18 protein-coding genes are annotated in these 25,500 nt (G+C 72.1%); 11 read left to right on the top strand and 7 right to left on the bottom strand.

Features of this window, described 5'->3' with window-relative positions; all coding sequences use genetic code 11:
* The first annotated feature begins 4 nt into the window (after window positions 1-4).
* Window positions 5-1,912, top strand: a complete 1,908-nt coding sequence (locus WMF12_RS05595; RefSeq protein WP_437867817.1) for a 4Fe-4S binding protein — start codon at window positions 5-7, stop codon at window positions 1,910-1,912.
* A gap of 49 nt (window positions 1,913-1,961) precedes the next feature.
* Entirely contained in the window at window positions 1,962-3,119 is a 1,158-nt protein-coding gene (locus WMF12_RS05600) for a hypothetical protein (protein WP_437867820.1), read from the top strand.
* A gap of 58 nt (window positions 3,120-3,177) precedes the next feature.
* Here WMF12_RS05600 and WMF12_RS05605 read toward each other — a convergent pair whose 3' ends face one another.
* Window positions 3,178-4,815, bottom strand: coding sequence for an ABC transporter permease (locus WMF12_RS05605; protein ID WP_437867835.1), 1,638 nt, complete (start codon window positions 4,813-4,815; stop codon window positions 3,178-3,180).
* A gap of 207 nt (window positions 4,816-5,022) precedes the next feature.
* Between WMF12_RS05605 and WMF12_RS05610 the strand changes: the two genes are divergently transcribed.
* From WMF12_RS05610 to WMF12_RS05625, 4 genes are all read left to right on the top strand, one after another.
* Window positions 5,023-6,921: a protein kinase domain-containing protein gene (locus tag WMF12_RS05610; RefSeq protein WP_437867847.1), complete on the top strand. Its 1,899-nt coding sequence runs from the start codon at window positions 5,023-5,025 to the stop codon at window positions 6,919-6,921.
* 52 nt (window positions 6,922-6,973) lie between these two features.
* Window positions 6,974-8,356: a CCA tRNA nucleotidyltransferase gene (locus tag WMF12_RS05615; protein WP_437867857.1), complete on the top strand. Its 1,383-nt coding sequence runs from the start codon at window positions 6,974-6,976 to the stop codon at window positions 8,354-8,356.
* 360 nt (window positions 8,357-8,716) lie between these two features.
* Window positions 8,717-10,108: a hypothetical protein gene (locus WMF12_RS05620; protein ID WP_437867862.1), complete on the top strand. Its 1,392-nt coding sequence runs from the start codon at window positions 8,717-8,719 to the stop codon at window positions 10,106-10,108.
* A gap of 130 nt (window positions 10,109-10,238) precedes the next feature.
* On the top strand, window positions 10,239-10,487 hold the full coding sequence (locus WMF12_RS05625) for a hypothetical protein (RefSeq protein ID WP_044964103.1): 249 nt from the start codon (window positions 10,239-10,241) through the stop codon (window positions 10,485-10,487).
* On the opposite strand, the gene WMF12_RS05630 is transcribed toward WMF12_RS05625, so the two are convergent.
* The 4 genes from WMF12_RS05630 to WMF12_RS05645 form a co-directional block, all read right to left on the bottom strand.
* Window positions 10,478-11,746 (bottom strand): guanine deaminase, encoded by a 1,269-nt coding sequence (locus WMF12_RS05630; RefSeq protein WP_437867869.1) that lies wholly within the window; start codon window positions 11,744-11,746, stop codon window positions 10,478-10,480. The genes WMF12_RS05625 and WMF12_RS05630 overlap by 10 nt on opposite strands.
* Window positions 11,743-12,351, bottom strand: a complete 609-nt coding sequence (locus WMF12_RS05635) for an SH3 domain-containing protein (RefSeq protein WP_437867873.1) — start codon at window positions 12,349-12,351, stop codon at window positions 11,743-11,745. The genes WMF12_RS05630 and WMF12_RS05635 overlap by 4 nt, the downstream gene beginning before the upstream one ends.
* A gap of 113 nt (window positions 12,352-12,464) precedes the next feature.
* Entirely contained in the window at window positions 12,465-13,556 is a 1,092-nt protein-coding gene (locus tag WMF12_RS05640) for a formylglycine-generating enzyme family protein (protein ID WP_437744587.1), read from the bottom strand.
* Between the two features lie 18 nt (window positions 13,557-13,574).
* Window positions 13,575-16,058, bottom strand: a complete 2,484-nt coding sequence (locus tag WMF12_RS05645; RefSeq protein WP_437867890.1) for a sulfatase-like hydrolase/transferase — start codon at window positions 16,056-16,058, stop codon at window positions 13,575-13,577.
* 298 nt (window positions 16,059-16,356) lie between these two features.
* Here WMF12_RS05645 and WMF12_RS05650 point away from each other — a divergent pair, with 298 nt between their 5' ends.
* Window positions 16,357-16,944 carry a Uma2 family endonuclease gene (locus WMF12_RS05650; protein ID WP_437867899.1) on the top strand — a complete coding sequence of 196 codons (588 nt, stop codon included), beginning with the start codon at window positions 16,357-16,359 and terminating at the stop codon, window positions 16,942-16,944.
* A gap of 74 nt (window positions 16,945-17,018) precedes the next feature.
* Here the strand turns inward: WMF12_RS05650 and WMF12_RS05655 are convergent, their stop codons facing one another.
* Entirely contained in the window at window positions 17,019-18,227 is a 1,209-nt protein-coding gene (locus WMF12_RS05655) for an FAD-dependent monooxygenase (protein WP_437867905.1), read from the bottom strand.
* Window positions 18,228-18,598: 371 nt separating this feature from the next.
* Here WMF12_RS05655 and WMF12_RS05660 point away from each other — a divergent pair, with 371 nt between their 5' ends.
* Window positions 18,599-20,626, top strand: coding sequence for a redoxin domain-containing protein (locus WMF12_RS05660; RefSeq protein WP_437867914.1), 2,028 nt, complete (start codon window positions 18,599-18,601; stop codon window positions 20,624-20,626).
* On the top strand, window positions 20,623-21,513 hold the full coding sequence (locus tag WMF12_RS05665; protein WP_437867918.1) for a hypothetical protein: 891 nt from the start codon (window positions 20,623-20,625) through the stop codon (window positions 21,511-21,513). The genes WMF12_RS05660 and WMF12_RS05665 overlap by 4 nt, the downstream gene beginning before the upstream one ends.
* 21 nt (window positions 21,514-21,534) lie before the next feature.
* Here the strand turns inward: WMF12_RS05665 and tsaA are convergent, their stop codons facing one another.
* Window positions 21,535-21,957 carry a tRNA (N6-threonylcarbamoyladenosine(37)-N6)-methyltransferase TrmO gene (gene tsaA / locus WMF12_RS05670; protein WP_437867927.1) on the bottom strand — a complete coding sequence of 141 codons (423 nt, stop codon included), beginning with the start codon at window positions 21,955-21,957 and terminating at the stop codon, window positions 21,535-21,537.
* A gap of 1,017 nt (window positions 21,958-22,974) precedes the next feature.
* Here tsaA and trpD point away from each other — a divergent pair.
* Window positions 22,975-24,018 (top strand): anthranilate phosphoribosyltransferase, encoded by a 1,044-nt coding sequence (gene trpD, locus WMF12_RS05675; RefSeq protein WP_044967908.1) that lies wholly within the window; start codon window positions 22,975-22,977, stop codon window positions 24,016-24,018.
* Window positions 24,011-25,495, top strand: a complete 1,485-nt coding sequence (gene trpCF / locus WMF12_RS05680) for a bifunctional indole-3-glycerol-phosphate synthase TrpC/phosphoribosylanthranilate isomerase TrpF (RefSeq protein WP_437867936.1) — start codon at window positions 24,011-24,013, stop codon at window positions 25,493-25,495. The genes trpD and trpCF overlap by 8 nt, the downstream gene beginning before the upstream one ends.
* Window positions 25,496-25,500 lie beyond the last annotated feature (5 nt).

The raw sequence follows: 25,500 nt of genomic DNA on the forward strand, positions 1-25,500 counted from the left end.
AGTCATGGCAAACCTCGATCCGACACCGGCCGCGCCGGCGCACCGTGAACCGGCGGCAGGAGTGGCCGTGGCGCCCGCGAAGGCGAGCGCGCGGCCGCCCGCCGCGCCGAGCGCGGCGCCGCCCGCCGCGCCCGCGAAGGAGGCCCGCTGGGGGGCGCTGCTGCGCAAGGCCGGCGCCATCGTCCGGCCCGCCCCGAAGCGCCGGGCCGGCTCGGGGCTGCCGGCGCGCAAGGTGATCCAGGTGCTCGTCTGGGCGCGCCGCGCCGTGCAGGCCGGCTGCCTCGGGCTGTTCCTCTACTTCCTGTTCCAGACGGGCTTCCGCGGCTCGTTCGCCTCCGCCGAGGCGCGCGTGCGCCTGCCGCTCCCCGTCGAGGGCTTCCTCCTCGCCGACCCGTTCGTCGGCGCGATGACCCTGCTCTCGACGCACACCGTCTACCGCGGCCTGCTCTGGTCGCTCGGGATCCTCGCGCTGACGCTCGTCTTCGGGCGCGTGTTCTGCGGCTGGATCTGCCCCTTCGGCACCCTCCACCACTTCTTCGGGTGGATCTTCCCGTCGCGCTACGGCAAGGGCGGCAAGCGCGTCGAGGCGAACAAGACGTACACGCGGCAGCGGGTGAAGTACTACCTGATGTACGCCTTCCTCGCGGCGAGCGCGACCGGCAGCGTGATCGGCGGGCTGTTCGATCCGATCTGCGTGGCGGTCCGGGCCATCGGCCTCGCCGTCATCCCGGCCGCGCAGTACGTCGCCGCCGTGGTGACCGGCTCCGCGGCCACGACCGGGAGCCGGCCGGTGCAGCTCGCCGCGGATCACGCGCAGGATTTCCTGGCCGCGAGCGTGTGGCAGACGAAGCAGTTCTACTTCCACCACACGTGGTTCGTCGGGATCCTGTTCGTCGCGATCCTCTTCATGAACCGGTTCATCCCGCGGTTCTGGTGCCGCGTGCTCTGCCCGCTCGGCGCGTTCCTCGGCGTGTTCGCGCGCTTCGCGCTCTTCGGGATGCAGAAGGATCACGCGAAGTGCACCGACTGCAACCTGTGCCTCGTGCACTGCCAGGGCGCCGACTCGCCCCAGGGCGGGGTGAAGTGGCGGCAGGACGAGTGCCACATGTGCCTCAACTGCGAGAGCGCCTGCCCCGAGGACGTCATCAAGTTCCGCTTCCTGCCGAACCGGAAGAGCGCCCTCGTGACCCCCGACACGGGCCGCCGCACCGCCCTCGCGACCGCCGCGGCCGGCGCGGTGATCATCCCGACGGCGCGCATCGCCGACGTGCTCGACGCGAACTATGACCACCGCGTGATCCGGCCGCCGGGCTCGGTCGAGGAGCGCGAGTTCCTGGAGCGCTGCATCCGGTGCGCGGAGTGCATGAAGGTCTGCCCCAACAACGCGATCCACCCCGCGTTCTTCGAGGCGGGCATCGAGGGGCTCTGGACGCCGATCGTCATCCCGCGCATCGGGTACTGCGAGCACTCCTGCGTCCTCTGCGGCGACGTCTGCCCGACCGGAGCGATCCAGAAGATCACCGAGGAGCAGAAGATGGGCATCGGCCAGAAGCCGATCTCGATCGGCACCGCGTTCTACGATCAGGGGCGCTGCCTGCCGTGGTCGATGAGCGTGCCGTGCATCGTCTGCGAGGAGTTCTGCCCGACGTCGCCCAAGGCGATCTGGGTCGAGGAGGTCGACATCCCGAAGCGCGAGCCGGTGGCGGCCGAGCACGGCAAGGAGCCGCCGATGAAGATGGTGCACGTGCAGCGTCCGCACGTCGATCCGTCGCTGTGCATCGGCTGCGGCGCGTGCGAGAAGGTGTGTCCGGTGCAGGACAAGCCCGCGGTCTACGTGACCAGCGTCGGCGAGACCCGCTCGAAGACGAACGTCATCCTTCTCGAGGACACGGACTACAACAAGGCGTCTTGACCGCGCACGCCGGCTCCGCGCGGCGGGACCACGACAGGAGGCAGCTCGGGTGCGCACGCTTCGCTTCTACGGAACCTTCTCGCTCGCCGCGCAGCTGGCGCTCGCCGGCTGCGGCGAGCGGTTCACGGCGGCCGGCGCGAGCGCCACGTCCACGTCGTCGAGCGGCGGCGAGGGCGGCGCCGGAGGCGACGGGGGCGGGGGCAGCGGGGGGGGCGGGGGCAGCGGGGGAGGCGGGGGCTCGGCCTCGTCGTCCGCCGCGTCGGGCGGGGGCGGCGAGGGCGGGTGCGGCGCGTGCAAGGAGGGGGAGTTCTGCACGGCCAGCGAGACGTGCGTCTCCTGCGCGGCCCGCGGCGGCGTGCTGTCGTTCGGCGCGCTCTCGGAGGTCGAGGTCGCGGGGGCGATGCCCGCGTTCCCGCGCGTGCGCGCGGAGACCGGAGAGGGCGAGGCGACGCTCCGGCTCGTTTACACGGCGAAGTTCGGATCGGACGACACGAAGATCGCCACGGCCACCGGGCGGCCCTGGACGGCTGGCGAGGTCGTCTCCAGCTTCATCGTCGACGCCGAAGGCCAGGAGTCGGGCCCGCTCCTCCTGCCCGTGGACGCGCCCTCGCCGCAGGGCGGCTTCCCCGCGGGCTCGCTGCTCTTCGATCGCCTCCCCACCGCGCCGGGCAGCCTCCCGCTGCTGCTCGTCGCGGATGGGCTGGACGCGACCCAGGCGGACGCGCTCCCCGCGCTCAACCCGGACGGGGGGAGCCGCTCGGTGGCGGTCGCCCACGGGCAGCGGCCCTCCTACCGGTACTGGTTCATGAACAGGCACCAGGACGCCGGCGGGACCACGAGCCGGCTCGTCACGAGGCGCGCAGAGGACGCGGAGGTGCAGGTGCTCGACATCCACCTGCCAGGCGACTGCCCGGCGCAGGGAGACGACCTCGCCCCGTGGGTGACGCCCGACGGCCGCCTGCTCTTCTTCCAGGCGCCCTACAGCGCGCGCGGCGAGTGCGAGGAGGCGTCGGTGCTGCGGAGCTTCTACGTGGCGCTCGGGGACGACGGGCTGCCCGTGGACGATCAGCCGGCGAGGATGCTGCTGCCGAACCTGGACCCGAGCGTCGCCGTCATGACGCCGTCGCTGTCCCCGGACGAGTGCACGCTCTACCTGGCGTCCGACAAAAGCGGGCAGCAGAAGCTCTACGCCGCCTCTCGGCGGTAGTCGGCGCGGCGAGCAGGGCCGCCTCGCGCCTACCGGGGGCGCGGGGAGAGACGGGGGCTCACTGCGCGCGGAAGCCCTCGGCGGGGCGGAGGCGCGCGGCGTAGAGGCTGGGGACGATCGTGGCGGCGAGGCAGATGAGGATGGCGATGCAGCCCGTGATGAGGAACTCCTGCGGGCGCGCCTGGACGGGGAGGCGGGAGATGAAATAGACCTTCGGGTCGAGCGGGAAGCCGTACACCAGGAGCCCCTTGCACACCGCCACGCCGAGCAAGAGGCCCAGCGTGGTGCCCGCGACGCCGATGATCCCGCCCTGGTAGAGGAAGATGCGCAGGACGGCGCCGTCCGTCGCGCCCATCGCCTTGAGGACCGCGATCTCCTTCTTCTTGTCGAGCACCACCATGATCAGCGTCGCGATCACCGTGAACGCGGCGACCACGATGATGAGCGCCAGCACCGCGCTCATGCCGATCTGCTGGATGCGCAGCGCCGTGAAGAGCCCGTGGTTCAGCTCCTCCCAGTCCATCGTGTAATAGAGCCCGCTGCCGAGGAGCTTGCTGATCTCGCGCGCGATGCCGCTCGCGTTGTCGATGTCGTCGACCTTCATCTCGACGCCGGTCACCGTGTCGCCCTGGTCGTAGAACGCCTGCGTCTCGTAGAGATCGGCGTACGCCAGCTTGGTGTCGTACTGCTCGAAGCCGGCCTCGAAGATCGCGATGACCCGGAATCGCTTGGCGACCGGCGGCTTGATGGCGCCGTTCGCGAACGAGAAGCCGATCGTGGGCGAGGTGACAGTGACGCACTGGCCGAGGTCGAGCGACAGGTTCTTCGCCAGCGCGGCGCCGATCACGATGCCCGGCATCCTGGCGATCTGCTCCTTGTCGGCGCAGGGGTCCGGATCGACCTCGGGCGGCAGCTCGTCGTCGTCCGGGAGAACGCTGCCATAGCCGCCCTGCGGCTCGATCGCGCCCCGCGGGGCGCCCTCGTCGAGCGCGGCCTCCGCCTCCTCGGCCCCGGCGCCCGGCGCGCCTTCCGCCTCGGCCGCGCGCGTCGTCGCGGGCGTGAGCGCGGCGTCGCGCGCGGCCGCGGCGCGCTCGTCCTCGAGGATCCGCGCCTCGTAGGCCTTCAGCAGATCGATCTCGGCGCCCGCGTCCGGCGCGAGCGCGCCCCGCGCGCCAGCATCCGGCTCCAGGAGGGGGACCTCGGGCAACGACGGCACGGCGCGCTCGGCGGGCTTCGAGCCAGGGCGCCGCAGCCCGGCGAGATCGCCGCCCGGGAGGATGTGACGGGGCAGGTCGAGCACGGCCGTGGAGGCGCCCTCGGCCCCCACGCCGAGGCTCCTGGCCGGGTCGACCCCCTTGACCAGGACGCCGGTCGCCGTCGCGTCGCCGTGCGTCAGCATCATGGGGTTGATGCTGAACGGCGCGACGCCGACGACGCCGGGAACCTTGGAGACCTGCTCCATGATCGAGCGGTACTCACGGAAGTCCGTCGAGTACTTGATCACCAGGACGTGCGCGTTGACGCCCAGGACCTTCTCGCGGAACTCCGCCTGAAAGCCCCCGGTCACGCTCATCACGGTCGCGAGCGCCGCGACCCCGAGCGCGACCCCGAGGATCGCGAACGTGGTGCCGACCGAGATGAACGCCCGCTTCTTGGAGCCGAGATATCGCAGCGCGACCTCGATAGGGTAGCTCATCGCGGTGCCCTCCTAGCAGAACGCGGCGCGCGCGGCACGCTGGGCCGCCATCGCCGGCGGCGGGCCGACATGCCGTCGACGCGCGCTCGCCGCGCCCTTTCGCGTGCGGGGTCCGCATGATCTCGCTTCCCGGACCGAACGCCTGCTAGAATCCAACCCTGTCGCAGCTGCCGGCATGTGGCGTGCACTTCTGCCCGCGAGCCTTTCATGAGCGCCACCAAAAACGAGCACCACACCGCGCGCAGCAGGGTCTTCAACGCCGAGGAAGGCGCGCTCGAGGAGCCGCCCCCGTCGCGCCCCAAGAGCGCGGCGGGCGGGCCTCGCTCGTCCGGTGTCGCGGCCGCGTTCGCTCCCTCCTCCATGGAGCCGAGCGGCGCAGACGACGAGGTGCCGGTGGAGGTCGAGCTCCGCCCTTCGTCGAGGCCCTCCAGGGCAGGGTGGGTCGAGGGGCCCGCGAGCGAGGTGCCGCCGAGCTTCCGGGCGCCGCCGCCGCTGCGCCAGATGGCCCCGCGGTTCGGGCGGCAGAGCGAGCCCGACGCCGGCGAGATCGGCGGGCGAACGAGCCCGGTGCCGATCAGCGAGGGGGAGCCTTCCCTGGAGATCCCGCCGCCGGACGAGGTCGAGCCGCGCGAGCGGCGGCCGCCGGGCGCCAAGGACCCTTACATCGGGACCACCTTCGATCACCGGTACAAGATCGAGCGGCTGCTCGGCGAGGGCGGGATGGGGTTCGTCTACCTCGCCCGCCACAAGGTGATCGACAAGCGCGTCGCGGTGAAGGTGCTCCGCGCGGAGCTCGCCAGGGACCGCGAGATCTTCGAGCGCTTCGTGCAGGAGGCCCGCTCCGCGTCGAGCATCGGCAACCCGCACATCGTGGACATCTCCGATTTCGGCGACCTGCCGGACGGCTCCACGTACTTCGTCATGGAGTACCTGGAAGGCGTGAGCCTGGCGCAGCTCATCGACTCGCCGAACGAGCTGCCGATGGAGCGCATCTGTCACATCGCGCTGCAGCTGTCCGCGGGGCTCGCCGCCGCGCACGACGCCGGCATCATCCACCGCGATCTCAAGCCGGACAACGTCTTCGTGGTCGCCCGCGGCAGCGATCCGAACTTCGTGAAGATCCTCGACTTCGGGATCGCGAAGGTGTCGACGAGCACGACGACCAAGCTGACGCGCGCCGGCGCGGTGTTCGGGACGCCGCACTACATGTCCCCGGAGCAGGCCGCGGGGGCGCCCATCGATCACCGGACCGACATCTACTCGCTCGGCGTGATGCTCTACGAGCTCGTGAGCCGCCAGCTCCCGTTCAACGCCGACAACTTCATGGGGATCCTGACGCAGCACATGTACAAGGCGCCGGTCCCCATCCGCGCGCTCGTCGGCGGCCCCGACTGCCCGCCTGGGCTCGAGGCGGTGATCCTGAAGTGCCTCTCCAAGAAGCCGGAGTCGCGCTACCAGACCATGAGCGATCTCCACGCCGACCTCGAGCAGGTGAAGTGCGGGGGCGTGCCGGGCGCGGTCGCGGAGATGATGGCGCGCTCGGGCGGCTTCAACGTGCCGCACGATTACTTCAAGACCTCGAAGGTGATCGTCCCCGCGACGCCGCCGTCGCCCCCGCGCTCGCCTTGGCCCCGCTACGTGTGGGTCGCCGGGGCGGCGGCCGCGGTGGGGATCGTGACGGCGATCTTCGTCATCGGCGCGAGCGGGTCGGCCAGGGACAACGCCCAGAAGGCGCAGAAGCCGCCGGTCGAGGCGCCCGCCAAGCCGGCGCCCCCCGAGCCGCCGCCGGTCCAGAAGACGGTGGTGGCGCTGGCCGCGGTGCCGGAGACGGCGGTCGGCTACCGCAACGGCGTGGAGCTGAAGCTGCCGGCGAGCATCGACGTGGAGCAGGGGCAGACGGTCACGATCGACATCCGGGCCGAGGGGTACCAGACCAGCACGGTGGTGCTCGACGGCACCGAGCCGAGCAAGCTCGTGAAGCTCGAGGCCGACGAGAAGAGCGGTCCGAAGGCGAGGCCCGGGGCGGGACGGCCGCCGGCGGTGCCGACGACCCGGACCCCCAAGAACCCGGATGTCCGGGACCCCTGGGCTCACCCGAAGAAGTGAGCGTGCGCTCGGCGGGGGCCCTGCTCGCCGTGCCCCGTGATAAGCCGCAGGCGTGACCCGGATCGATCACCTCATCGAGGCCGTCCCCGAGGACGTGCTCGGCATCTGTCGCCGCCTCCGCGAGCGCGGCAAGCGCGGCTGGATCGTGGGCGGTTGCGTGCGCGACCTGCTCCGCGGGCAGGACGCCAAGGACTGGGACGTCGCGACCGACGCGCGGCCGGAGGAGGTCGTGGCCGCGTTCCGGAAGGTGATCCCGACCGGGATCCAGCACGGGACGGTGACCGTCCTCGTGCGCGGCGTGCCGTACGAGGTCACGACCCTGCGCGGCGACGGGACCTACAGCGACGGCAGGCGGCCGGACCGGGTCGAGTTCGTGGACGACATCACCGCCGATCTCGCGCGGCGGGACTTCACCATGAACGCCATCGCGATCGATCCGGTGGACGGGCACCTCATCGATCCGTTCGGCGGGAGGAGCGATCTCGAGGCGAAGATCATCCGCGCGGTCGGGGATCCGGGCGAGCGGTTCGCCGAGGACGGGCTGCGGGTGCTGCGCGCGGCGCGCTTCGCCGCGACGCTGGAGGGCACGCTGGACCCGGAGACCGAGCGCGCGATGGGCACCGCGCGGTCGCACCAGACGTTCCGCTGCGTGAGCGCGGAGCGGGTGCGCGACGAGTGGCTGAAGGCGATGCGCGCGCGCCGCCCGAGCGTGGCGTTCGAGATCATGCGCCGGACGGAGCTGCTGGCGATCACCTGCCCGGAGATGATCGAGTCGGTCGGGTGCGAGCAGAACCGATGGCACGCCTACGATGTGTGGGGGCACGCGATGGCCTGCCTCGACGCGTGCAAGCCCGAGCCGATCCTCCGCGTCGCGGCGCTGATGCACGACATCGGGAAGCCGAGGACGCGCGAGTTCTCCGACAAGACGAAGGACTACACGTTCTACGAGCACGAGCGGGTCGGGGCCGAGATGGCCGACCCGATCCTCACGCGGCTCCGCTTCTCGAACGACGAGCGCGCGCGGATCGTGGCGCTCATCCGACACCACCTGATCTGCTACGACGACACCTGGACGGACGCAGCGGTGCGCCGCTGGCTCCGCCGTGTGACCCCGGCGCTGGCGCCGGATCTCTACGAGATCGGCTTCGCCGACGCGCTCGGCAAGGGGCGCGAGGCGAGCGAGGACATCGCCACGATCGGGCGGCTCCGGGAGCGCGTGGACGCGCTGCTCGCCGCGGGCGCGGCGCTCTCCGCCAAGGATCTCGCCGTGAACGGCAATCGATTGATGAAGGAGCTCGGCATTCCGCCGAGCCGGCTCGTCGGCGAGCTCCTGGAGCGCCTCGTCGAGCTCGTCACCGAAGAGCCCGAGGCGAACACGCCCGAGCGCCTGCTCGCGGCGGCGCGCGAACTCGTCGCCTCGAAGAGCGCAGTCTAGCGCTTCTCCCCGCCGCAACGTCGCGATTCCCGTCGCCGAGCGGCCGAGGGGAGCCGTCAGGATGGCTGTGCGCCGCGCTCGCTGCGTGTACCCGAGGGTGGTCTCGCCGGGCTGCCCTGGGGCCGCCGCGTCGTGCGGCGCTCCGGTTCACCCGCCCTCGGCCATGTCCTCGCTCCTTTGGTGAGCCTGTCCCAGAGGGCGAGTCGAACGGTCGTCGACAAGGTACCTGGACCGACAACGGTGGTCGGTTGTCTACCTCATGTCGGTCTAGATTATTTCATGCCGATGGCGTCCACTGGGACGTGAGTCTGGTAACATCGGTCGCTGCGCATTGTCGCGTTCCCCAATTTGGAGGTCATTTTGAAGCTCTCGACGAAGACGCTTGTTGGGCTGGTTGGTCTGGGTTTGCTTGCGGCGGCGGCAGCCATCGGTGGGTGCTCCGGCGGGGGTGGTGAGGCGAACCCCGGCAATAGCGGCTCTGGAAGCGGCAGCGGCAGCGGCAGCGGCGGCAGCGGCAGCAGCGGCGAGACGTCCGGGAGCGGGATCGGGGACGGCGGTGAGTTCGATGTCGACGCAGGGACCGGGGACAAGGACGCGTCGCTCAATGGCGATACGGCGTGCATCGCGACCCGATTGCAGGCCGATTACCAGCAGCGCCCGGCCGACATCATCTTCATCATCGACAACTCGGGGAGCATGACGGACGAGATCAACAGCGTCCAGCGGAACATCAACCAGAACTTCGCCTCGATCATCGCGGCGAGCAAGATCGATTACCGCGTCATCATGCTCTCGAGACACGGCAGCTCGACGCTGGAGCAATCGGTCTGCATCGAGGCGCCGCTCGGCAGCGGGAGCTGCTCGCCGGTTCCACAGAACCCGAACACCAACCCGCCGCACTTCTACCAGTACAACCATGATATCGGCAGCCTCGACTCGCTCTGCATGGCGATCGACACGCTGAAGGGGGCGATCCAGCCCCGGGGCGAGACCACGTCGCCCGGGTGGTCGCAGTGGCTGCGGATGGACTCGCTGAAGGTGTTCGTGGAGATCACCGATGACGGCGTCGACTGCACGACGACGTCGCTCGGCGCGGACAAGACGGTCTTCGAGAAGGGGGCTGACATCGAGCTCCTCGACACCGCAGATGATGAAAACAAGAACGTCGCCGGTGGCACCCAGGCGGCAGAGCTCTTCGACACGGCCCTGACGGCGGTCGCGCCGGAGTTCTTCGGCTCGAAGGACGCGCGCAACTACAAGTTCTTCAGCTTCGTGGGCATCAAGGAGAACGACCCACTGACCGCCCCCTGGCCGCCGGAGGCGCCAGCCACCTGGGAGCAGTGCCGGCCAGACTCGGTCGATCCCGGGACGACGTATCAGGTCCTCAGCGTCATGACCGGCGGGCTGAGATACCCGATCCAGCAGCACGCCACCTACGATGCGGTGTTCCAGGCCATCGCAGACAGCGTGATCTCGGGCGCCAAGCTGTCGTGCGAGATCGAGGTGCCCAAGGCGCCGGATGGGCACTCGATCGACCTGAAGACGGTGCAGATCGAGTTCACGCCGAGCAACGGCGGGCAGAAGAAGACGTTCTCCCAGGTGAAGAGCCTCGAGGAGTGCGCCGGGGCGTCCTCGTCCTTCTACATCGAGGGGGGGCTCATCAAGCTGTGCGAGGACACGTGCGCCATGGCGGCGCAAGACAACACCGCGGGCATGGAGCTGCTCTACGGCTGTTCGGTCAACCCGAACTGAGCGAGGAGGCGCTCCCGGGCGCGATACCCCGGGAGCGCCGCCATTTCGGGGCGTCCGGCCGAGCGAGCCCTCTCCGTGGAGGGATCGCGGGAGCCTTTCGCCCGCACCTGCTACCCTGCGCGAAAGGCAGATGCGGGTCGATGTGGCGTGCCGTGCCGGCCACGGCGGGAGCGAAGAGCCCGAGACGGTCACCCTGGGGGAGCGCCGGGTGCGGGTGACGGAGATCCTCGACCGGTGGCCCGGAGGCGATCACCTCTACTTCAAGGTGCGCGGGGACGACGGCGCACGGTACATCCTGCGGCGAGATTTCGAGATCCTCGTCTGGGAGCTCGAGGTCTATGAGGCCGCCGAGGACGAGAGGGGGACCGGTCAGGGGTAGACTGGCCGGCCGCGCACGAACGCGCGCTGGACGGTCGCGTCGGACGCGAAGACGAGGTGGTTCAGCGTCTCGGCCTCGCCGAGCACGTGCTCGGGGAAACGCACGGCGATGAAGTCCGCCTCCTTGCCGACGTCGAGGCTGCCGACGACGCGGCCGAGGCCAACGGCGTCGGCGGTGCCCTGCGTGGCCATGACGAAGAGATCCGCCGGGGTCAGGCGGTCGCCGAGGCAGAGGGCGTTGTCGAAGGCGCTCGACATGCTGCGGCGCATGTCGAAGCTGCGGCCAGCGCCGACGTCGCTGCCCAGCCCGACCGAGACCCCGCGCGCGCGCGGGTCGGAGAGGCGCATGCGGCCGCTGCCCAGGAAGAAGTTCGAGTCGGGGCAGTGGACGACCGAGGAGCCCGTCTCCGCGAGGCGGTCCCACTCGCGCGGCGAGAGGTGAATGGCATGCGCGAGCAGGGCGCGCCCGGTGAGCAGGCCGACGCGGTCGTAGACGTCGACGTAGTCGCGCGCCCAGGGGTGCGCGCGCAAGGTGGCCTCGCCCTCGGCCGGGTTCTCGGCGACGTGCGTCTGCACGAGGAGGCCGTGATCGCGGGCGAGCCGCGCGGCCGCCTCCATCAAGGGACGGGAGCAGCTCGGGGCAAAGCGGGGGGTGATCGCGAACTCGAGGAGGCCGCCGCCCTCTCCGTGCCAGCGCTGCGCGAGATCGCGGGCGGCGGCGATGGCCTCGTCGCGAGGGACGCGGAGCGCCTCCGGGCAGCTCTGGTCCATGAGCGTGAGGCCGGCGATGCCGCGCAAGCCGGCGGCCAGCAGGGCGCGGAACAGCCGGTCGGTCGCGCCGGCGCACGAGCTGGAGAAGACGACGCAGGTGGTCGTGCCCGACGCGAGCAGCCGGCTTGTGAACTCGCCCGCGACGAGCGTGGCATAGGCCTCGTCGCGGAAGCGGGCCTCCTCGGGGAAGACCGACCGCTCGAGCCAGTCGAGCAGCGGGCCGCTGGCGCTGCCGATGATGCGCGTCTGCGGGAAGTGGACGTGCGCGTCGATGAAGCCCGGCATCAACACCGCAGGCCGCAGGTCCAGCACCGGCCCGCGGAAGGCGCCCGGGGCGAACGGCGCTGCCTGGGCGATCCGACCGTCGCTGCCGACCACGAGCAGCGCGTCGTCGATGGTTCGGACCTGAGCGCCGTCCGGCGACGCGGGGATCGGGGTGAGCAGGCGACCGCGGTAGGCGCGCGGCGACTCCAGCGGCCGCGCGCTCATCGGATGGCGATCTCGCTCCGGCGGGCCCAGCCCATGAGCAGCTCGCCCCCGCCGTTCTTCATGACGAGGGCCCACGCGCCCGACTCGCGCACGATCATCACGATCTCGCCCGCGGCGATGGCGCCGACCCGGGTGCCGTCCGCCCGCGGCTCGTCGAGCAGCGTGATGCCGCGCGAGGCGATGCCCGCCTGGAGGCGCGCAGGCGCGCCCGGGTCCTCCTCGTCGTCGAAGGCAGGGCCGTCGTCGTGAGGGGATGGCCGCTCGTCGGAGCCAGGATCGTCGTCGAACGGGAAACGAGGGTGGACCTGCGCGCGCCGGTCCGCCGGGGAACGCCCATCGAGGAGGTGCGCGAACCGGCCAGCGCTCTGCGCCGGCGAGCGATCGCCGGCGACCGCCCGGAACACGACTGGCGCCGCCGGGAGCAGCACGACGGCGGCGGCGGCGAGGAGCGCGAGCCCGGTCAGCCGATCGAGCTGGCGCGCGCGCGGCGGGGCCGGCGCGGCGCCCGGCGGCTCCGCCCGGGCAGCGAGGCGCGTGCCGGCGTGCTCGGCGCGCACGTCGCGGGGGCCAGGCGAGGCGCCCTGTCCGGCGGGGGGGTGGTCCATCAGCGCAGAGGATACGCGCTGCGGCGAGCGCGGTCGACTGCGCGGCGGCGCGCGGTCGGCTGCGCGGCGGCGCGAGCTCCGATGACGCTCGACCCGCCGCGCCGGCGAGCGCGTCAGCGGACCTCGCGCGGCAGCGGGGCGGCGGCAGGATCGCCGGAGACGGCGCGCTCCGCGGGGACGCCGATCGTGGCGCCGCGGTCCGCGCAGCAGCGGAAGCCCTGCTGGTAAAACATGTGGTTCTCGTCGTGCGAGCGGGTCGAGGGGCGGCAGCGCGTGCGGACAGGACCCCAGTAGCCGCCCTTCAGGATGGAGGGGCGCTCGCCCTCGCGGACGGAACGGGTCCACTCATCGATGTTGCCGGTCATGTCGTAGACGCCGAAGGGGCTCCGGCAGCGGGGCTGGACGCCCGCCGCCATGCCTTGCCAGAGCCGGTCCATCTCGGCCATGGCCGCGGGGCCGCCCCGCGGGCGCAGCGCGGTCTCGATGTACGGGCGCCATGCCTGATCGACGACGCACGCTTCAGGCTCGCGGACGTAACCGTAGGGGTAGGGGCGCGCCTCCTCGCCCTCGCAGGCGAAGGTCCACTCGGCCTCGTCGCAGAGGCGCTTGCCCTCCTCGGCGCAGAGCTCGTTCGCCTCGTAGAACGAGACGAGGATGAATGGATAGACGCCCTTCTGGTTGGGGTACTCGTAGCGATCCATGCAGAAGTGCATCGGCTTCGTGTCGAGGTCCTTCGACATCGAGAGCCACTTCTCGCGATCGAACTCCGCGCACCGCTCGGGGTAATCCCTGCTGATCCAGTGCTTGCAGGTGGTCCGCTGCATCTCGTCGATGGAGCGCAGGTCGCCCTGGGCCTTCGGGGCAGGGTCGAGCTTCATGAGGCCGGAGACCTCGACCATGCCCGTCGGGCAGGTGCCGCGGGTGCCCTCGATCTGGTCGGTGGCCTCGCGCGACTCGGCAGGCGACGAGGCGATCTGCCAGTGGCGATCGCGCACGAGGCGCCACTCGAACCGGAGGCGCCGCGGCAGCGAGCCCGTGATGGCGCCCGCGCCGAGCGTCAGCGGCACCGACGGCGCCTCCGCGAGCCGCACGACGAGCAGCGCGAGCGAGGCGAGGCCCAGCGCGAAGCCGACGGCGACGGCGGCGCGCAGCGCCCTCGCGCGGGGGGACGCGGGCTTCCGCGTCGAAGGGGCGAATCGGTGCATGATCCCTCGCAGTAAACTCTACTGCGAGGGAGACTCGAAGGCAGACAACTTTTGGCGGAGCCGCTCGAGGTCGGCCTCGAAGCGCCGCTCGCCGGACAGGTCGCGGGTCTCCCGGGGATCGCTCCCGAGATCGAACAGGAGCAGCCGGTCCCGCTTCTTCCGCTGGATCACGAGGAGCTTGAGCTGCCCGTCGACGACCGCGGCGCGGCGCGCCGTGCGCGCGAACACCGGTCCCCGGGGCGCGCGCTCGGTGCCGGCGGCGATCGCGGCCAGAGAGGCGCCTTCGACGGCCGTGGCCTCCGCGCCGCCGACGTCGAGGACGGTGGGCGCGATGTCGACCGTGCTCACCGGATGGGGGTAGCGGCCAGGCGCGGCGCCGGGGAGGGCGATGACGAGGGGGACGCGGATCGCCTCCTCGTAGAGCTCGACGCCGTGCCCCACGGGGCCGTGCTCGCCGAGCCCCTCGCCCTGCGAGCCGTGGACGATGACCGCCGTGCGGCCGGCGCGGGGGCCCCTCGCCACGGCGTCGAGCAGGGCGCCGAGCTGCCGGTCGACGTAGGCGATCTCGCCGTCGTAGGCGGCGGTCCTGCCGGCGCCGAAGCGGATGCCGGGGTGGGCGAGGTAGCGCTCGTGGGCGTCGAAGAGGTGGAGCCAGAGGAAGATCGGCTGGGTGCGCTGGGCAACCCCCTCGAGGAGCTCGATGGCCTTCTCGACCGCGAGGTGGCCTGTCGCCTCGCGCTCCGGGTGGGCGTCGCCGTAGACGGTCTCGAAGCGGTCGAACCCTTGATCGAAGCCGCGCTCCTGGCTGATCCACGTGAACGAGCTGACCGCGGCGGTGAGGTAGCCGGCGCGCTTCATGCGCTCCGCGAGGGTGTCGTTCTCGGGCAGCAGCGTGGGCCACTCGCGGCGGTCGCGCGCCGCTCGGTTGAGGCGGCGGCCGGTGACGAGCGGCGAGATGGCCCGCTGCGTCTCGCTCGAGGCGGCGTAGGCGCGCTCGAACAGCACGCCGCGGGCCGCGAGCTCGGCGAGCCGCGGGCTGGTGTCGCGGCCGTAGCCGTAGGCCGACGTGTGATCGGCGCGGACCGTGTCGAGCGTGACGAGGAGGACGTCGGGGCGCGTCGGCGCGGGGGCGGGCGCGGGGGACGCAGGCGTGGTCCCGGCGGGGGCGATGGTCTTCGTCAGGACGGCCGGGATGACCGCGCCGCCCTCGTCGCGCCCGGCGGGCGTGGAGGCGGCGCGCACGTGCGAGGCCGTCGTGGCGCCGGCAGGAGCGGCCGGCGGGGCGCCGCCAGGAGCGGTCGGCGCGGCTCCGGAAGCGGCGGCAGGCGGGGCGCCGGCAGCGGTGGCAGGCGGGGCGCCGGCGGCCGCGGTCGTCAGCGCGCCGGCAGGCGAGCCCGCGACGGCCCTGGCGGGCAGGGGGGCGGCGCCCGCGTGGGCCCCGTCGCTGCAGTCCTGATCGATGCCGTCGCCCGGCGTTTCCGGCGCGCCGTGATACCGGGTGGGATCACCCTCGTCGCAGTCGAGGCCGCCGAAGTGCGAGCCCATCCCGTCGCCGTCGCGGTCGGTCCACTGCTCGAGCGCGCTGAAGAGGGTGGCCGCGAGCCCGCCGCCGGCGCGCACGGCCTGGCCGAGCGGGGGGAACGACTCGATCCGGGCGGTCGCGGTCATGAGGACCAGGGCGGCGAGCGGGACGCCCGCGACGCCGGCGATGCGGCCGACGGCCGCGCTGAGGTCGACGCTCGAGACGAGCGCGGTCGCCACGAGCGCGATGGCGCCGTCGACGATGGCGGCGCGCACGGCGGCCCCGGCGTCGCCGGTCGTGTTGGCCGCGTGGGCGGCGAGCGGAGCGAAGGCGGCGACGAGGGGCACGACGCCGATGGCCGTGCCGGCGACGGCGAGGAGCCACGGCTTCACGCCGCGGGCGGCGAGGCGATCGCCGAGCGCGACGAGGCGCTGGGTGACGAGCGCCGCGGCCGCGACGCCGGCGAGGCCGAGGACGCCGAAGGTCGCGCCGGCGAGGCCTCGGTGGTGGGTCGTCGCCTTGAGGAGGGCGGCGAGCGCGGCGAGCACCGGGAAGGCGACGCCGATCCAGAGCGCGACGCGGAGGACGGCGAGCCGCTCGCCGCCCGTGCCGACGATGCCGCGGAAGCCGCGGCCGGCCGCGCGCGAGAGGATGAGCGCGAGCGTGACGAGCGGGAGCAGGACGGCGGTGCCGACGAGGAGCCCGTCGAGGAAGGACGCGCCGGCGCGGGCGGTGCGGAGCGCGGTCGGCACGGCGGAGAGCGACGCGACGCCGAGGCCGAGCACGCAGGCCTCGCCGAGGCGGGTCGTCCAGGCGCTGCGGCGCGGCGGGGGAGGGGCCGACCGCCCCGGCGGGGGGACGGACCGCCCCGGCGGCGCGCTCTGCCGGGCGGGCGGACCGCTCGGCGATCGCGGCGGGACGCTGTCATGAGAGCCGGCGGCGCTCGGCGGCGGCGGGGGACCTGGTTCGGCGGTGATCATGGGCACGCAGGGGGGGAGGGCCGCGGGGGCGCCTCGCGAGGGCCTGTCGCGCCTGGCCGCGAGGTCGTGCGCCCTGGAGAACGGGGCCTACCATCGGTGTACCGGGCCGCAAAGTATCCTGCGGGAGCGGACGGGCCGGGGGCGCGGGCGGCCGGCAACCCGGAAGCGACGCGCTCGGAGTCGAGGCTGCGCCACGCGAGGCCGGCAAGACGGCTGCACGGATGCGCCAGGGGCCCGCGCGGCGCCTGGCATGTGCCCGCTGGCGGGCTCCGCGCGGGTACGGCACGATGGTGGAGCCGTGTCGCTCCCCGCGCGCAAGCTCGCCACGATCGCGGATCTGCTGGCCGTCCCCGAGGCGCAGCGCTTCCACGAGATCATCGACGGCGAGCTCGTCCCGAAGGCGATGCCTTCGCCGAAGCACGGCGGCGCCCAGGCATCGCTCGCCGGGATCGTGTTCCGCCCCTACAACCGGCGGCCTGGCGGTCGCTGGCCAGGAGGGTGGTGGTTCGCCACCGAGGTCGAGGTGCAGCTCGAGGAGCACGAGGTCTACCGTCCCGACGTGGCGGGCTGGCGGCGTGAGCACCTCCCCGAGCTGCCCGAGAAGACGCCGATCCTCGTGCGGCCCGACTGGGTTTGCGAGGTGCTGAGCGTCTCGAACACGCGCAATGACCTCGTGAAGAAGATGCGCACATACCACCGGTGCAAGGTGCCCCATTACTGGATCGTGGATCCAATGAACGAGGTGCTCGCCGTGCATCGCTGGATGGATGACGGATACCTGAACGTGCTCACGGCAGAGCGGGGCGAGCGCGTCAGCGCAGAGCCGTTCGACGCGATCACGTGGTCCGTCGGGGCGCTCTTCGGAGACGATCCGGACGAGGAGTAGAGCGGCGTCTCGCCGAGAGGGGGCAGCGCGCGGTCGCGCAGAGCGCCCTCGACGGCGCGCCCCTCCCGGGCTGGTCAGGCCTGAGGCCGAGCCGGCGGGGCGTTCGTGAGCGCGCTCATCGGCAGTCCGCTGGACCAGCCCCTCGCCATGCCCTGAACCATGGCCTCGTAGTCGGTCGCCTTGCTCCTGCGATCCCTCGCCTCGCAGAGCGCAGGATCGGTCGCGAACAGCGAGCGCGCCAGATCGCGGGCGCCCGCGTTGATCGCGGCGTTCTTGGCGTGGCGGCGCTTCGTGAAGGCGGTGAACGCCTCCTCGAGGGAGGCCGCGCTGCCCAGGCAGTCGGCCAGGTGCCAGGCGTCCTCGAGGGCCTGACTGGCGCCTTGGCCCGACGTGGGCAGCGCCGCGTGCGCGGCGTCGCCGATCAGCAAGACGTTGTCTCGATGCCACGTATCGATGGGATCGTGATCGTGGACGTAGATCTTGTTCATGCGCTCGGGGGGCGTCTCCTCGATCAATTCCGGTATCGGGCTCGGCCACCCGCGGAAGAGGGCGCGGAGCTCGGCCCGGTAATCTGCTGGCTCCCTGCCCCGAGCTTCAGGGCAGGCCGCGGCGCCGGCCCAGTACGCCTTCGACCGAGATACGGGCACGACGCCGAAGCGCACGCCGACACCCCAGCAGTCCATCACCTCGATCTGCGATTCCGAGAACACCGCGCGATCGCTCTCGAATGTGCCAAGCCAGTTGACGAAGCCCTGATATCTCGGGCGATTGTCGCCGTGCACGAACGCCCTCGCGACCGATCTCATCCGCCCGTCCGCTCCGAGGATCACGTCCGCCGCGACGGTCGCTCCGTTCGCGAAGTGAACGCTCGCCGAGCCGGTGGCCGAGGGCTCGATGCGATCGGCGGCGTGCCCGTACCGCACGTGGATACCCAGTTCGGTGACGCGCGACAGCAGCGCCGCCTGGAGCTCTCTCCTCAGCACCGAGAGGCTCGGGGACCCCATGAGCTGGTCCAGCTTCCGGATGTCCAGCGCGCCGAGCTCCTCGCCGGTCCACGAGACCCTCCGCATCCGGGTCGGGCGCCCCGCCAGCCCGGCGACCGATTCCAGGAGCCCGAGCTCCTGGAGCACGAACGAGGCGTTTGGCCAGCAGACGATCCCCGCGCCGATGTCCGTCGGCGCAGCGTGTCGCTCGAAGACCTCGACCTCGAACCCCCGTCCGGCGAGGGCGATGGCCGCGCTCAACCCGGCGATCCCGCCTCCAAGAACTGCACTCCTCAACATGAACCTTCCCGTGCTCTCTCGTGGCCTCCCTGCGACCACGACCGTTCCAACGACCCTGCCGGGCGTTCCCTACCACATGCCCCGCGCGCCGCACGCGGGGCCGTTCCGAGGCCTGCGTCCTCGGTGACGCGTCATGTTCGGTCGCCCAGGCCCTCGATCCGCGGAGGCCGCCCCCATCCGAGTCGCCGCCCCCGACCTCGACCCCACCTGGTCCGGACGGCGCAACGGCGGACACCGTCGGAGATGTGCGCCGGCGCCGCCGCGACCCCGGTTCTCCTTGCCCATGCCCCCCCGGCGACTTGTATCGTCGCAAAGACGCTGCCCTTGCTTCATCAGCCGCCCTGTCCTTCATCCCCTCCAAGGAGCTCTTCATGACGCCGCTGCGAGGCCGCGCTTCCGTCTCCGCGCTGATCTTGCTCGCCTTGTCCGCCTGCGGAGACGACGACGCGGTGCGCGAGACCGGGCTGTCGTGCGGTCCAGGCACGAAGGCGGCTGACGGCGTGTGCGTGCCTTCGGCGACGAGCCCCGGTGTCGTCTGCGGCGAGGGCACCGAGGCTGTCGAGGGCGCGTGCGTACCTTCGGCGACGAGCCCCGGTGTCGTCTGCGGCGAGGGCACCGCGGACGTAGGCGGGGAGTGCGTCCCGACAGCGCTCCAGCCCGGGCATTTCCTGAGCCCGCTCGTGCAGCTCCAGAGCTTGCACGAAGTCGGGAGCCACACGGATGAGGTCCGCGTCCGCGACGATGACTTGCTCCTCAATTGCAGCTACACATTCAACGTCATCGATGCGGAGGACCCCGCCGACATGGAGGTGCTCGCGGGGGGGCTCAAGCACACCATCCCCGGCGACACCCGCACGCCCGGCTGCAAGCACCTCGCCTGGGACGGCGATCTCGTCTTCACCACGCACCTCGGCAACATCCGGAACCCGGCCTTCCTGAGCGGCTGGGACATCAGCGATCCCGAGGCCCCGGTGCAGCTCCCCGTCCTGCAGGAGGAGGGGATCAGCTACGAGGGAGTCGACGTCGCGAACCACAACATCTTCGTGGGGCTGCACGGAGATGGCCTCGGCGTCTACCGCTACGACGGCGCGGTCGGGTTCACGCGGGTCGGCAGCCTGGGTGGATTCACCAATGCGTGGGGGGTCGCGGCGCGCGACAACCATGTCTTCGTCGCCGACGGCGTGGACGGGCTCGTCACGGTCGACGCGACGGACCCGACGGCGCCGGTGGAGCTCGGGCGCGTGGCGACTGGCGGCCAGGCGAAGGGCGTCGTCGTGGACGGCGACTTCGCTTATGTGGCGGCGGGCTCTGCGGGCGTCGCCGTTGTCGACATCTCCGACCTCGCGCGCCCGGTCGTTGTCGGTCGCGCCGAGATGCCCGGGACCCCGCTCCGCCTGGCCTACTCCGAGCGCCGCCTCTTCGTCGCCGCGTGGAACGACGTGCGCGTGTACGACGTGTCCACGCCCGCCGCCCCGACCTTCATCGCGGCCGTGCGCATCCCGAGGGCGTTCGAGTACGAGGATCCGGATCGCGAGCTCCCCACGATGCGCACCTTCGGCGTCGCCGCCCGGGGTCAGGACGTGTTCATCGGCACCTGGGAGAACCCGTATTCCTACCGTCTCGAGCCGGACCGCCTCGCCCCCAACATCCGTCTCCCGGAATCCGCCGCGCGGATCGATTTCGGCCCGGTCGCGGCCGGGGACACGAAGACGCTCCCGCTCGAGGTCACGAACCAGGGCACGGCGCCGCTCACGCTGGTGGACAACTGGGTCACCGGCTCCGCGTTCAGCGTCGAGCCGCGCCAGGCCCGGATCGCGCCCGGCGAGAAGATCGAGCTCAACGTGACCTACCTCGCCTCGGCGACGGACCAGGAGATCGGCTATCTCCACATCGCCTCGGACGACCCCGCGGCCCCGGTGCGGAAGACCTACCTCGTCGGCAACGCGCCCGGCGTGAGCGTCGGAGCGCCCCTGCCCGCGACCACGGGCACGATGCTGGACGGCACGACATGGACCTCGGAGGAGTCGGCAGGGGGCGTGCTTCTACTCACCTACTTTGCCACCTTCTGTCCGGTCTGCGCCAACCACCTGCCGGACACCGAGGAGCGGTTCTGGCTGAAGTACAAGGACCAAGGCCTGCAGATCGTCGCCCTCAACCCCAGGGAGCCGGTCGATCAGATCGGCCAGGTGCAGGCGTATTGCGACAACATCAAGGTCAGCTTCCCGGTCGGACTCGAGGAGACCGCGAGCACCTACGCCGCCGTGACGTCCAATTTCCCCGGCCCCAACCCGTTCCCGGTCGACGTGATCGTCGGCAAGGACGGCATCGTCCGGTACGCCAGCCACGAGTACGACCCCGATGCCATGACGGCGGTCATCGAGCAGGCGCTGGCCGAATGATGAAGCGCGCCCTGCTCCTGGTGGTCGCGCTGATTGCGTCCGCTTGCGACGGAGGCGGCGGCTCGACCAGCGGGGCGGGGGACGCCGGCGGCGGCGCTGCGACGGGCGGCGGCGCCGGAGGCGGCGGCGCAGCGACCAGCGGCGGCGCAGCGGGAGGCGGCGGCGCGGCGGGAGGCTCCGGCGCCGGCGGCGCGCCGGCGGGTCCAGGCGTGACCGGCGTGCTCGCGGACGAGGCGGGACAGCCCATCGGCGGAGCCACCGTGCTGTTTTGCAATACAGCGGTCTGCTACTCGGACCGATCGAGGGCGGATGGTCGCTTCACCTTTCGCTGCGACGCGGAGCCGCCGGTCGACTTCGTGGTGAAGTCGATGGAGGACGCGGGGACGACGCCGCGCCGGGGAACGACCATGTTCCCGCTGCGCTTCACGGACGCCGTCACCGTCGACGCGGGATCGCTCTTCGTGCCGCACCTGCCCGCGGGCGCCGTCCTTGGACCGAACAGCGACGATCCGCAGGTCCTGGAGGTCGGCGATGGCCTCCAGCTCACCGTGAACCGCGCCGCGCTCGCGACGCCGCTCGGCGAGGCCCTCCACGACATCGCGGCCCGGAGGATCCCGCCGGAGCGCGTGCCACCGCTCCCCGATCTCGGCGGGGAGGAGATCGTGGCGGTCTACGCGCTCTACCCGTTCGCGACGACCAGCGACTCGCCCGTCGGGGTCCAGGCCCCCTCGGACCTGGCGCCAGGAACGCCCGTGAGGTTCCGGACCATGAGCGAGTACGACGGCAAGCTCTCGGCGCCGGCCGCAGGGGAGGCCGACGGCGCGGCCGTCAAGACGGCGCCGCTCTCCGGGATCGACGAGCTCACCTGGATCGTGATCTCCAGGTAGCGATCATCGCACCGCTGTTCCTCACGTCAGGACCGGCTTGATGTCGACGACCGGTGTGCCGTCGATGGCCTCGATGGGCCCGATGCGCAGGCGGTCGCCGTCGATGGCACGGACAAAGGCGGGATGGAGACCGAGAGGGTTCGGTCTGTCCGGAGATCGCGTCGCGAAGACGCCCGTGAGCGGATTGCGCGCGTCGGACCGCGGGTGGACTCGGAGGACGTCGCGACGCGCCTGGTGAAACCACGTGATGACGATGATCTCGTCCCCGACGGCGAGGCCGTGCAGCCCTTCCGCCGCCCACGGGTACACCTCGATCCAGGCATCCGGCGCTCCCTCCGAGCCTTGCCTGGGCGCCTCGCTGCGCTCCTTGAGCAAGGACCGGATCACGCCGACCGGGCGCATCCGAGCGCCATCCAACGCCGCCTCGAGCGCCATCGTGCTCATGGAGGGGAAGGGAACGCCAGACGATGCACGGGTGTCAACGGCGAATCGTCACGCGCGCTCAGTTGGCCCTCAGTTGGCCCTAGTTGGCCCTAGTTGCCTGATGACGGATGACCGAGGCTCCTTGCGCGACGCAAGCTTTCGCTAGAGCGACAAACGGGTTGAAACCACGAGAAAAAGCAGGAATTTCACAGGGAGGCGAGGAGGCGGGGAGCGAGAGACGGCAAGAGAAAGAATTTTTTTTCTTCCTCCCCGCCTCCCCGCCTCCCTGTGAAAACTCTCCGGGTTTCAGCGTGATCGGTGTTCTAAACGATGCCTGCCATGCGATATTCCACATCGGTTATCGCGTCTGCCACATGACGGATGGGATGCGGCGCCGGCCCGAGCGCGCAGACATCTTCGGCAGTGTGTCTCTGTCTTCACGGTCTACCGAGGCGCCGACGAGGACCCGTATCCCGCGCCGGCCTTCAGCCCGCTGTCCACCGTCGCGACGCCGGCGCTGGCCGCCCGCGAGGGCACGAGGACCGTCCTGCGGAGGCGTCGCCAGCGGATGGCGGTGGAGAGCGCGGAGGCCTCGGAGGTTCGCTGATCCGAGGAAGCTCGGGCCACGGCGGCTGAAGCGGCGGCTCAGCGGCGGCTCGAGGCGCGCGCGGAACCCGCTTGACGCTCGTCGCGCCCGCAAGCTATGTTCCCCGCATGCCCCGCGCGCTCTCCGCGTCCTGCGCTCGCCGCTGCTCCGAGGCCTTCGTCCTCGGCGGCGCGTCGCGCTCGGCCGCCGAGGTGGGTTCGTGCGTGGCAGGGCTGCGCTGGTGGCGCTGGTGCTCTACCAAGGCGGGCCCTTACCACGGGTAACGCGCCTCCCTGCAGGGAGGACGACCTGAAGGAAAGAAGAAAGAGGGCCCGCCGAACAACGGTGGGCCTTTTCGCTTTTGTCCGCTATGCAGGGCGCCGCAGCGCGACGCCCGAGTCCCGAGGATCCGTGTCTGCCAGAACAGCCGTGAAGATGAGGAGAGAACCATGATGCATGCAGTCATCGATGCGCTCTGCGCCGGCGTCGACCTCTCCGCGGAGCAGACCGAGGCGCTGTTCCGCGACCTGATCGCCGGGGCGCTGACGGAGATCGAGCTCTCCGCGCTGTTCGTGGCGCTCAAGGCGAAGGGCGAGACCCCCGCCGAGATCGCGGGCGCGGCGCGCGCGCTCCGGGGGACGTCGGTGCCGTTCGCGCGGCCGGCTTATGTCTATGCCGACTGCTGCGGCACCGGCGGAGACGGGCAGTCCACCGTGAACGTGTCGACGGCCGTCGCCTTCGTCGCGGCCGAAGCAGGCCTGCCGGTCGCCAAGCACGGCAACCGCTCGGTCTCCTCCCAGTGCGGCTCCGCCGACGCGCTCGAGGCGCTCGGCGCCCGGCTCGACCCGCCGGCCGAGGTCTCTCGCCGCGCCCTCGATGAGGTCGGCTTCTGCTTCCTCTTCGCGCCGCAGTACCACGCCGGGCTCCGCCACGCGATGCCCGTGCGCCGCGCCCTCAAGGTGCGCACGATCATGAACCTGCTCGGCCCCCTCGTGAACCCGAGCGCGCCGCCGATCCAGGTGATGGGCATCTACGATCCGGAGCTCGTCACCCACGCCGCGCGCACGCTCGGCATGCTCGGGTGCCAGGCCGCGCTCGTCGTCCACGGCGGGGGGCTCGACGAGGTCGCCCTGCACGCCCCGACGCGCGCGGCGCGGCTCCGCGATGGGGTCGTCGAGGAGCTCTTGATCGACCCGGCCGACGCGGGGGTCGCGCCGGCGCCGATCGAGGCGCTCCGGGGCGCCGGCCCGGCGGCGAACGCGGCGTGGCTCCGCGACCTGCTCGCCGGGCGCGGCGCGCCCGCGCACCGCGACGCCGTCGCGATCAACGCCGGCGCGCTGCTCTGGATCGCCGGGCGCGCCGAGGGGCTGCGGGAGGGGACGGCCCTGGCGCTCGAGGCGCTGGGCTCCGGGCGCGCGGCGGAGCGGCTCACGCGCTTCGTGGCGCTGAGCCGGGACGGGGCCCAGGAAGCGCGGAAGGAGGCGAAACATGGCTGAGCAGGGCAATGTGCTCGCGCGCATCGTGGAGCGGAAGCGGGCGGACGTGGCGGAGCGCGAGCGGCGGACCCCGCTCGCCAGCCTTCGGGGGAGCGCGCCGCCCACCTCGCGGAGCCTCCGGCGCGCGCTCTCCGCGCCGGGCGCGCGGTTCGTCCTGGAGTGCAAGAAGGCCTCTCCGTCCGAGGGCCTCATCCGGCCGGATTTCGACCCGCACGCCGTCGCCGCCGCGTACTACGGCGTCGCCGACGCGGTGAGCGTGCTGACCGACGAGCCCTTCTTCCAGGGCAGCTTCGAGATCCTCCAGGCCGTGCGCGCGGTCGTGGACGTCCCGATCCTCTGCAAGGACTTCGTCGTGACGCCCTACCAGGTGATCGAGGCGCGGGCGAACGGCGCGGACGCGATCCTGCTCATGCTGTCGGTGCTGGACGACGCGACCGCGCTCCTGTGCCTGGGCGCCGCCGAGGCGCTCGGCATGGACTGCCTCGTCGAGGTCCACGACGAGGCGGAGCTCGAGCGCGCGCTCGCGCTGCCCGCGCCCGTGATCGGCATCAACAACCGCGATCTCAAGACGCTCAAGGTCGATCTCGCCGTCTCGGAGCGGCTCGCCCCGCGCGTGCCGCGCGATCGCATCGTCATCGCGGAGTCGGGCGTCGAGTCGCGCGCCCACGTGGAGCGGCTCGCGCCCTCGGTGGACGGGTTCCTCGTCGGCACGTCGCTCATGCGCAGCCCCGACATCGCGGACGCCGCGCGCGCGCTGGTGACCGGCAGGGTGAAGATCTGTGGCCTGACCCGGCCCGGGGACGCGCGCGAAGCGGAGCGGCTCGGGGCCCGCTTCGGCGGCCTCGTCTTCGCCGAGAGCTCGCCGCGGCGGGTGACGCGCGAGCAGGCCGAGATCGTGGTCGCCACGGCCGCGGGGCTGCCCTTCGTCGGCGTTTTCCTCAATCAATCCGTGGATTTCGTCGCCGATACGGCGCGGGCGATCGGGCTGCGCGCCGTGCAGCTCCATGGCGACGAGGACGCCGCGTTCATCGAGGCGCTGCGGCGCGCGCTCCCCGAGGGGTGCGAGGTCTGGAAGGCGGTCCCGATGGCGCCGTCCGGGGAGGCCGCCGGCGCGGCGGCCGCCGCGGGCGCGGCCGGGGAGCAGGGCGCGGGCGCGGAGGTCGAGCGCAGCGCCGATCGGCTGGTCTTCGACACGCGCACGGCGGAGGCGCGCGGAGGCACGGGGCGGACGTTCGCCTGGAGCGCGATCGACGGCCACCCGGCGCGCGCGCGGAGCTTGCTCGCGGGCGGGCTGAACCCGGACAACATCGCCGCGGCGCGCCGGGTCGGGACGTGGGGGCTCGACGTCGCGTCGGGCGTCGAGCGCGCGCCCGGCGAGAAGTGCGCCGACCTGCTCGTGCGCCTGTTCGACAGCGCGCGCGGCCCGTCGCGCCATGACCGTGACCCTGCGGCCCCGGCGGACCGCGCCTCCCCCTGACGGCA

This window comes from Sorangium sp. So ce363 (genome assembly GCF_051520435.1).
GTDB classification, from domain to species: Bacteria; Myxococcota_A; Polyangia; order Polyangiales; family Polyangiaceae; genus Sorangium; species Sorangium cellulosum_B.

Excerpts from the sequence above, each read along its gene's own strand:
- WMF12_RS05595 (WP_437867817.1), top strand. The coding sequence starts at position 5 with ATGGCAAACCTCGATCCGACACCGGCCGCGCCGGCGCACCGTGAACCG.
- WMF12_RS05605 (WP_437867835.1), bottom strand. The coding sequence starts at position 4,815 with ATGAGCTACCCTATCGAGGTCGCGCTGCGATATCTCGGCTCCAAGAAG.
- WMF12_RS05610 (WP_437867847.1), top strand. The coding sequence starts at position 5,023 with ATGAGCGCCACCAAAAACGAGCACCACACCGCGCGCAGCAGGGTCTTC.
- WMF12_RS05625 (WP_044964103.1), top strand. The coding sequence starts at position 10,239 with ATGCGGGTCGATGTGGCGTGCCGTGCCGGCCACGGCGGGAGCGAAGAG.
- WMF12_RS05630 (WP_437867869.1), bottom strand. The coding sequence starts at position 11,746 with ATGAGCGCGCGGCCGCTGGAGTCGCCGCGCGCCTACCGCGGTCGCCTG.
- WMF12_RS05635 (WP_437867873.1), bottom strand. The coding sequence starts at position 12,351 with ATGGACCACCCCCCCGCCGGACAGGGCGCCTCGCCTGGCCCCCGCGAC.
- WMF12_RS05640 (WP_437744587.1), bottom strand. The coding sequence starts at position 13,556 with ATGCACCGATTCGCCCCTTCGACGCGGAAGCCCGCGTCCCCCCGCGCG.
- WMF12_RS05645 (WP_437867890.1), bottom strand. The coding sequence starts at position 16,058 with ATGATCACCGCCGAACCAGGTCCCCCGCCGCCGCCGAGCGCCGCCGGC.
- WMF12_RS05655 (WP_437867905.1), bottom strand. The coding sequence starts at position 18,227 with ATGTTGAGGAGTGCAGTTCTTGGAGGCGGGATCGCCGGGTTGAGCGCG.
- WMF12_RS05660 (WP_437867914.1), top strand. The coding sequence starts at position 18,599 with ATGACGCCGCTGCGAGGCCGCGCTTCCGTCTCCGCGCTGATCTTGCTC.
- WMF12_RS05665 (WP_437867918.1), top strand. The coding sequence starts at position 20,623 with ATGATGAAGCGCGCCCTGCTCCTGGTGGTCGCGCTGATTGCGTCCGCT.
- tsaA (WP_437867927.1), bottom strand. The coding sequence starts at position 21,957 with ATGAGCACGATGGCGCTCGAGGCGGCGTTGGATGGCGCTCGGATGCGC.
- trpD (WP_044967908.1), top strand. The coding sequence starts at position 22,975 with ATGCATGCAGTCATCGATGCGCTCTGCGCCGGCGTCGACCTCTCCGCG.
- trpCF (WP_437867936.1), top strand. The coding sequence starts at position 24,011 with ATGGCTGAGCAGGGCAATGTGCTCGCGCGCATCGTGGAGCGGAAGCGG.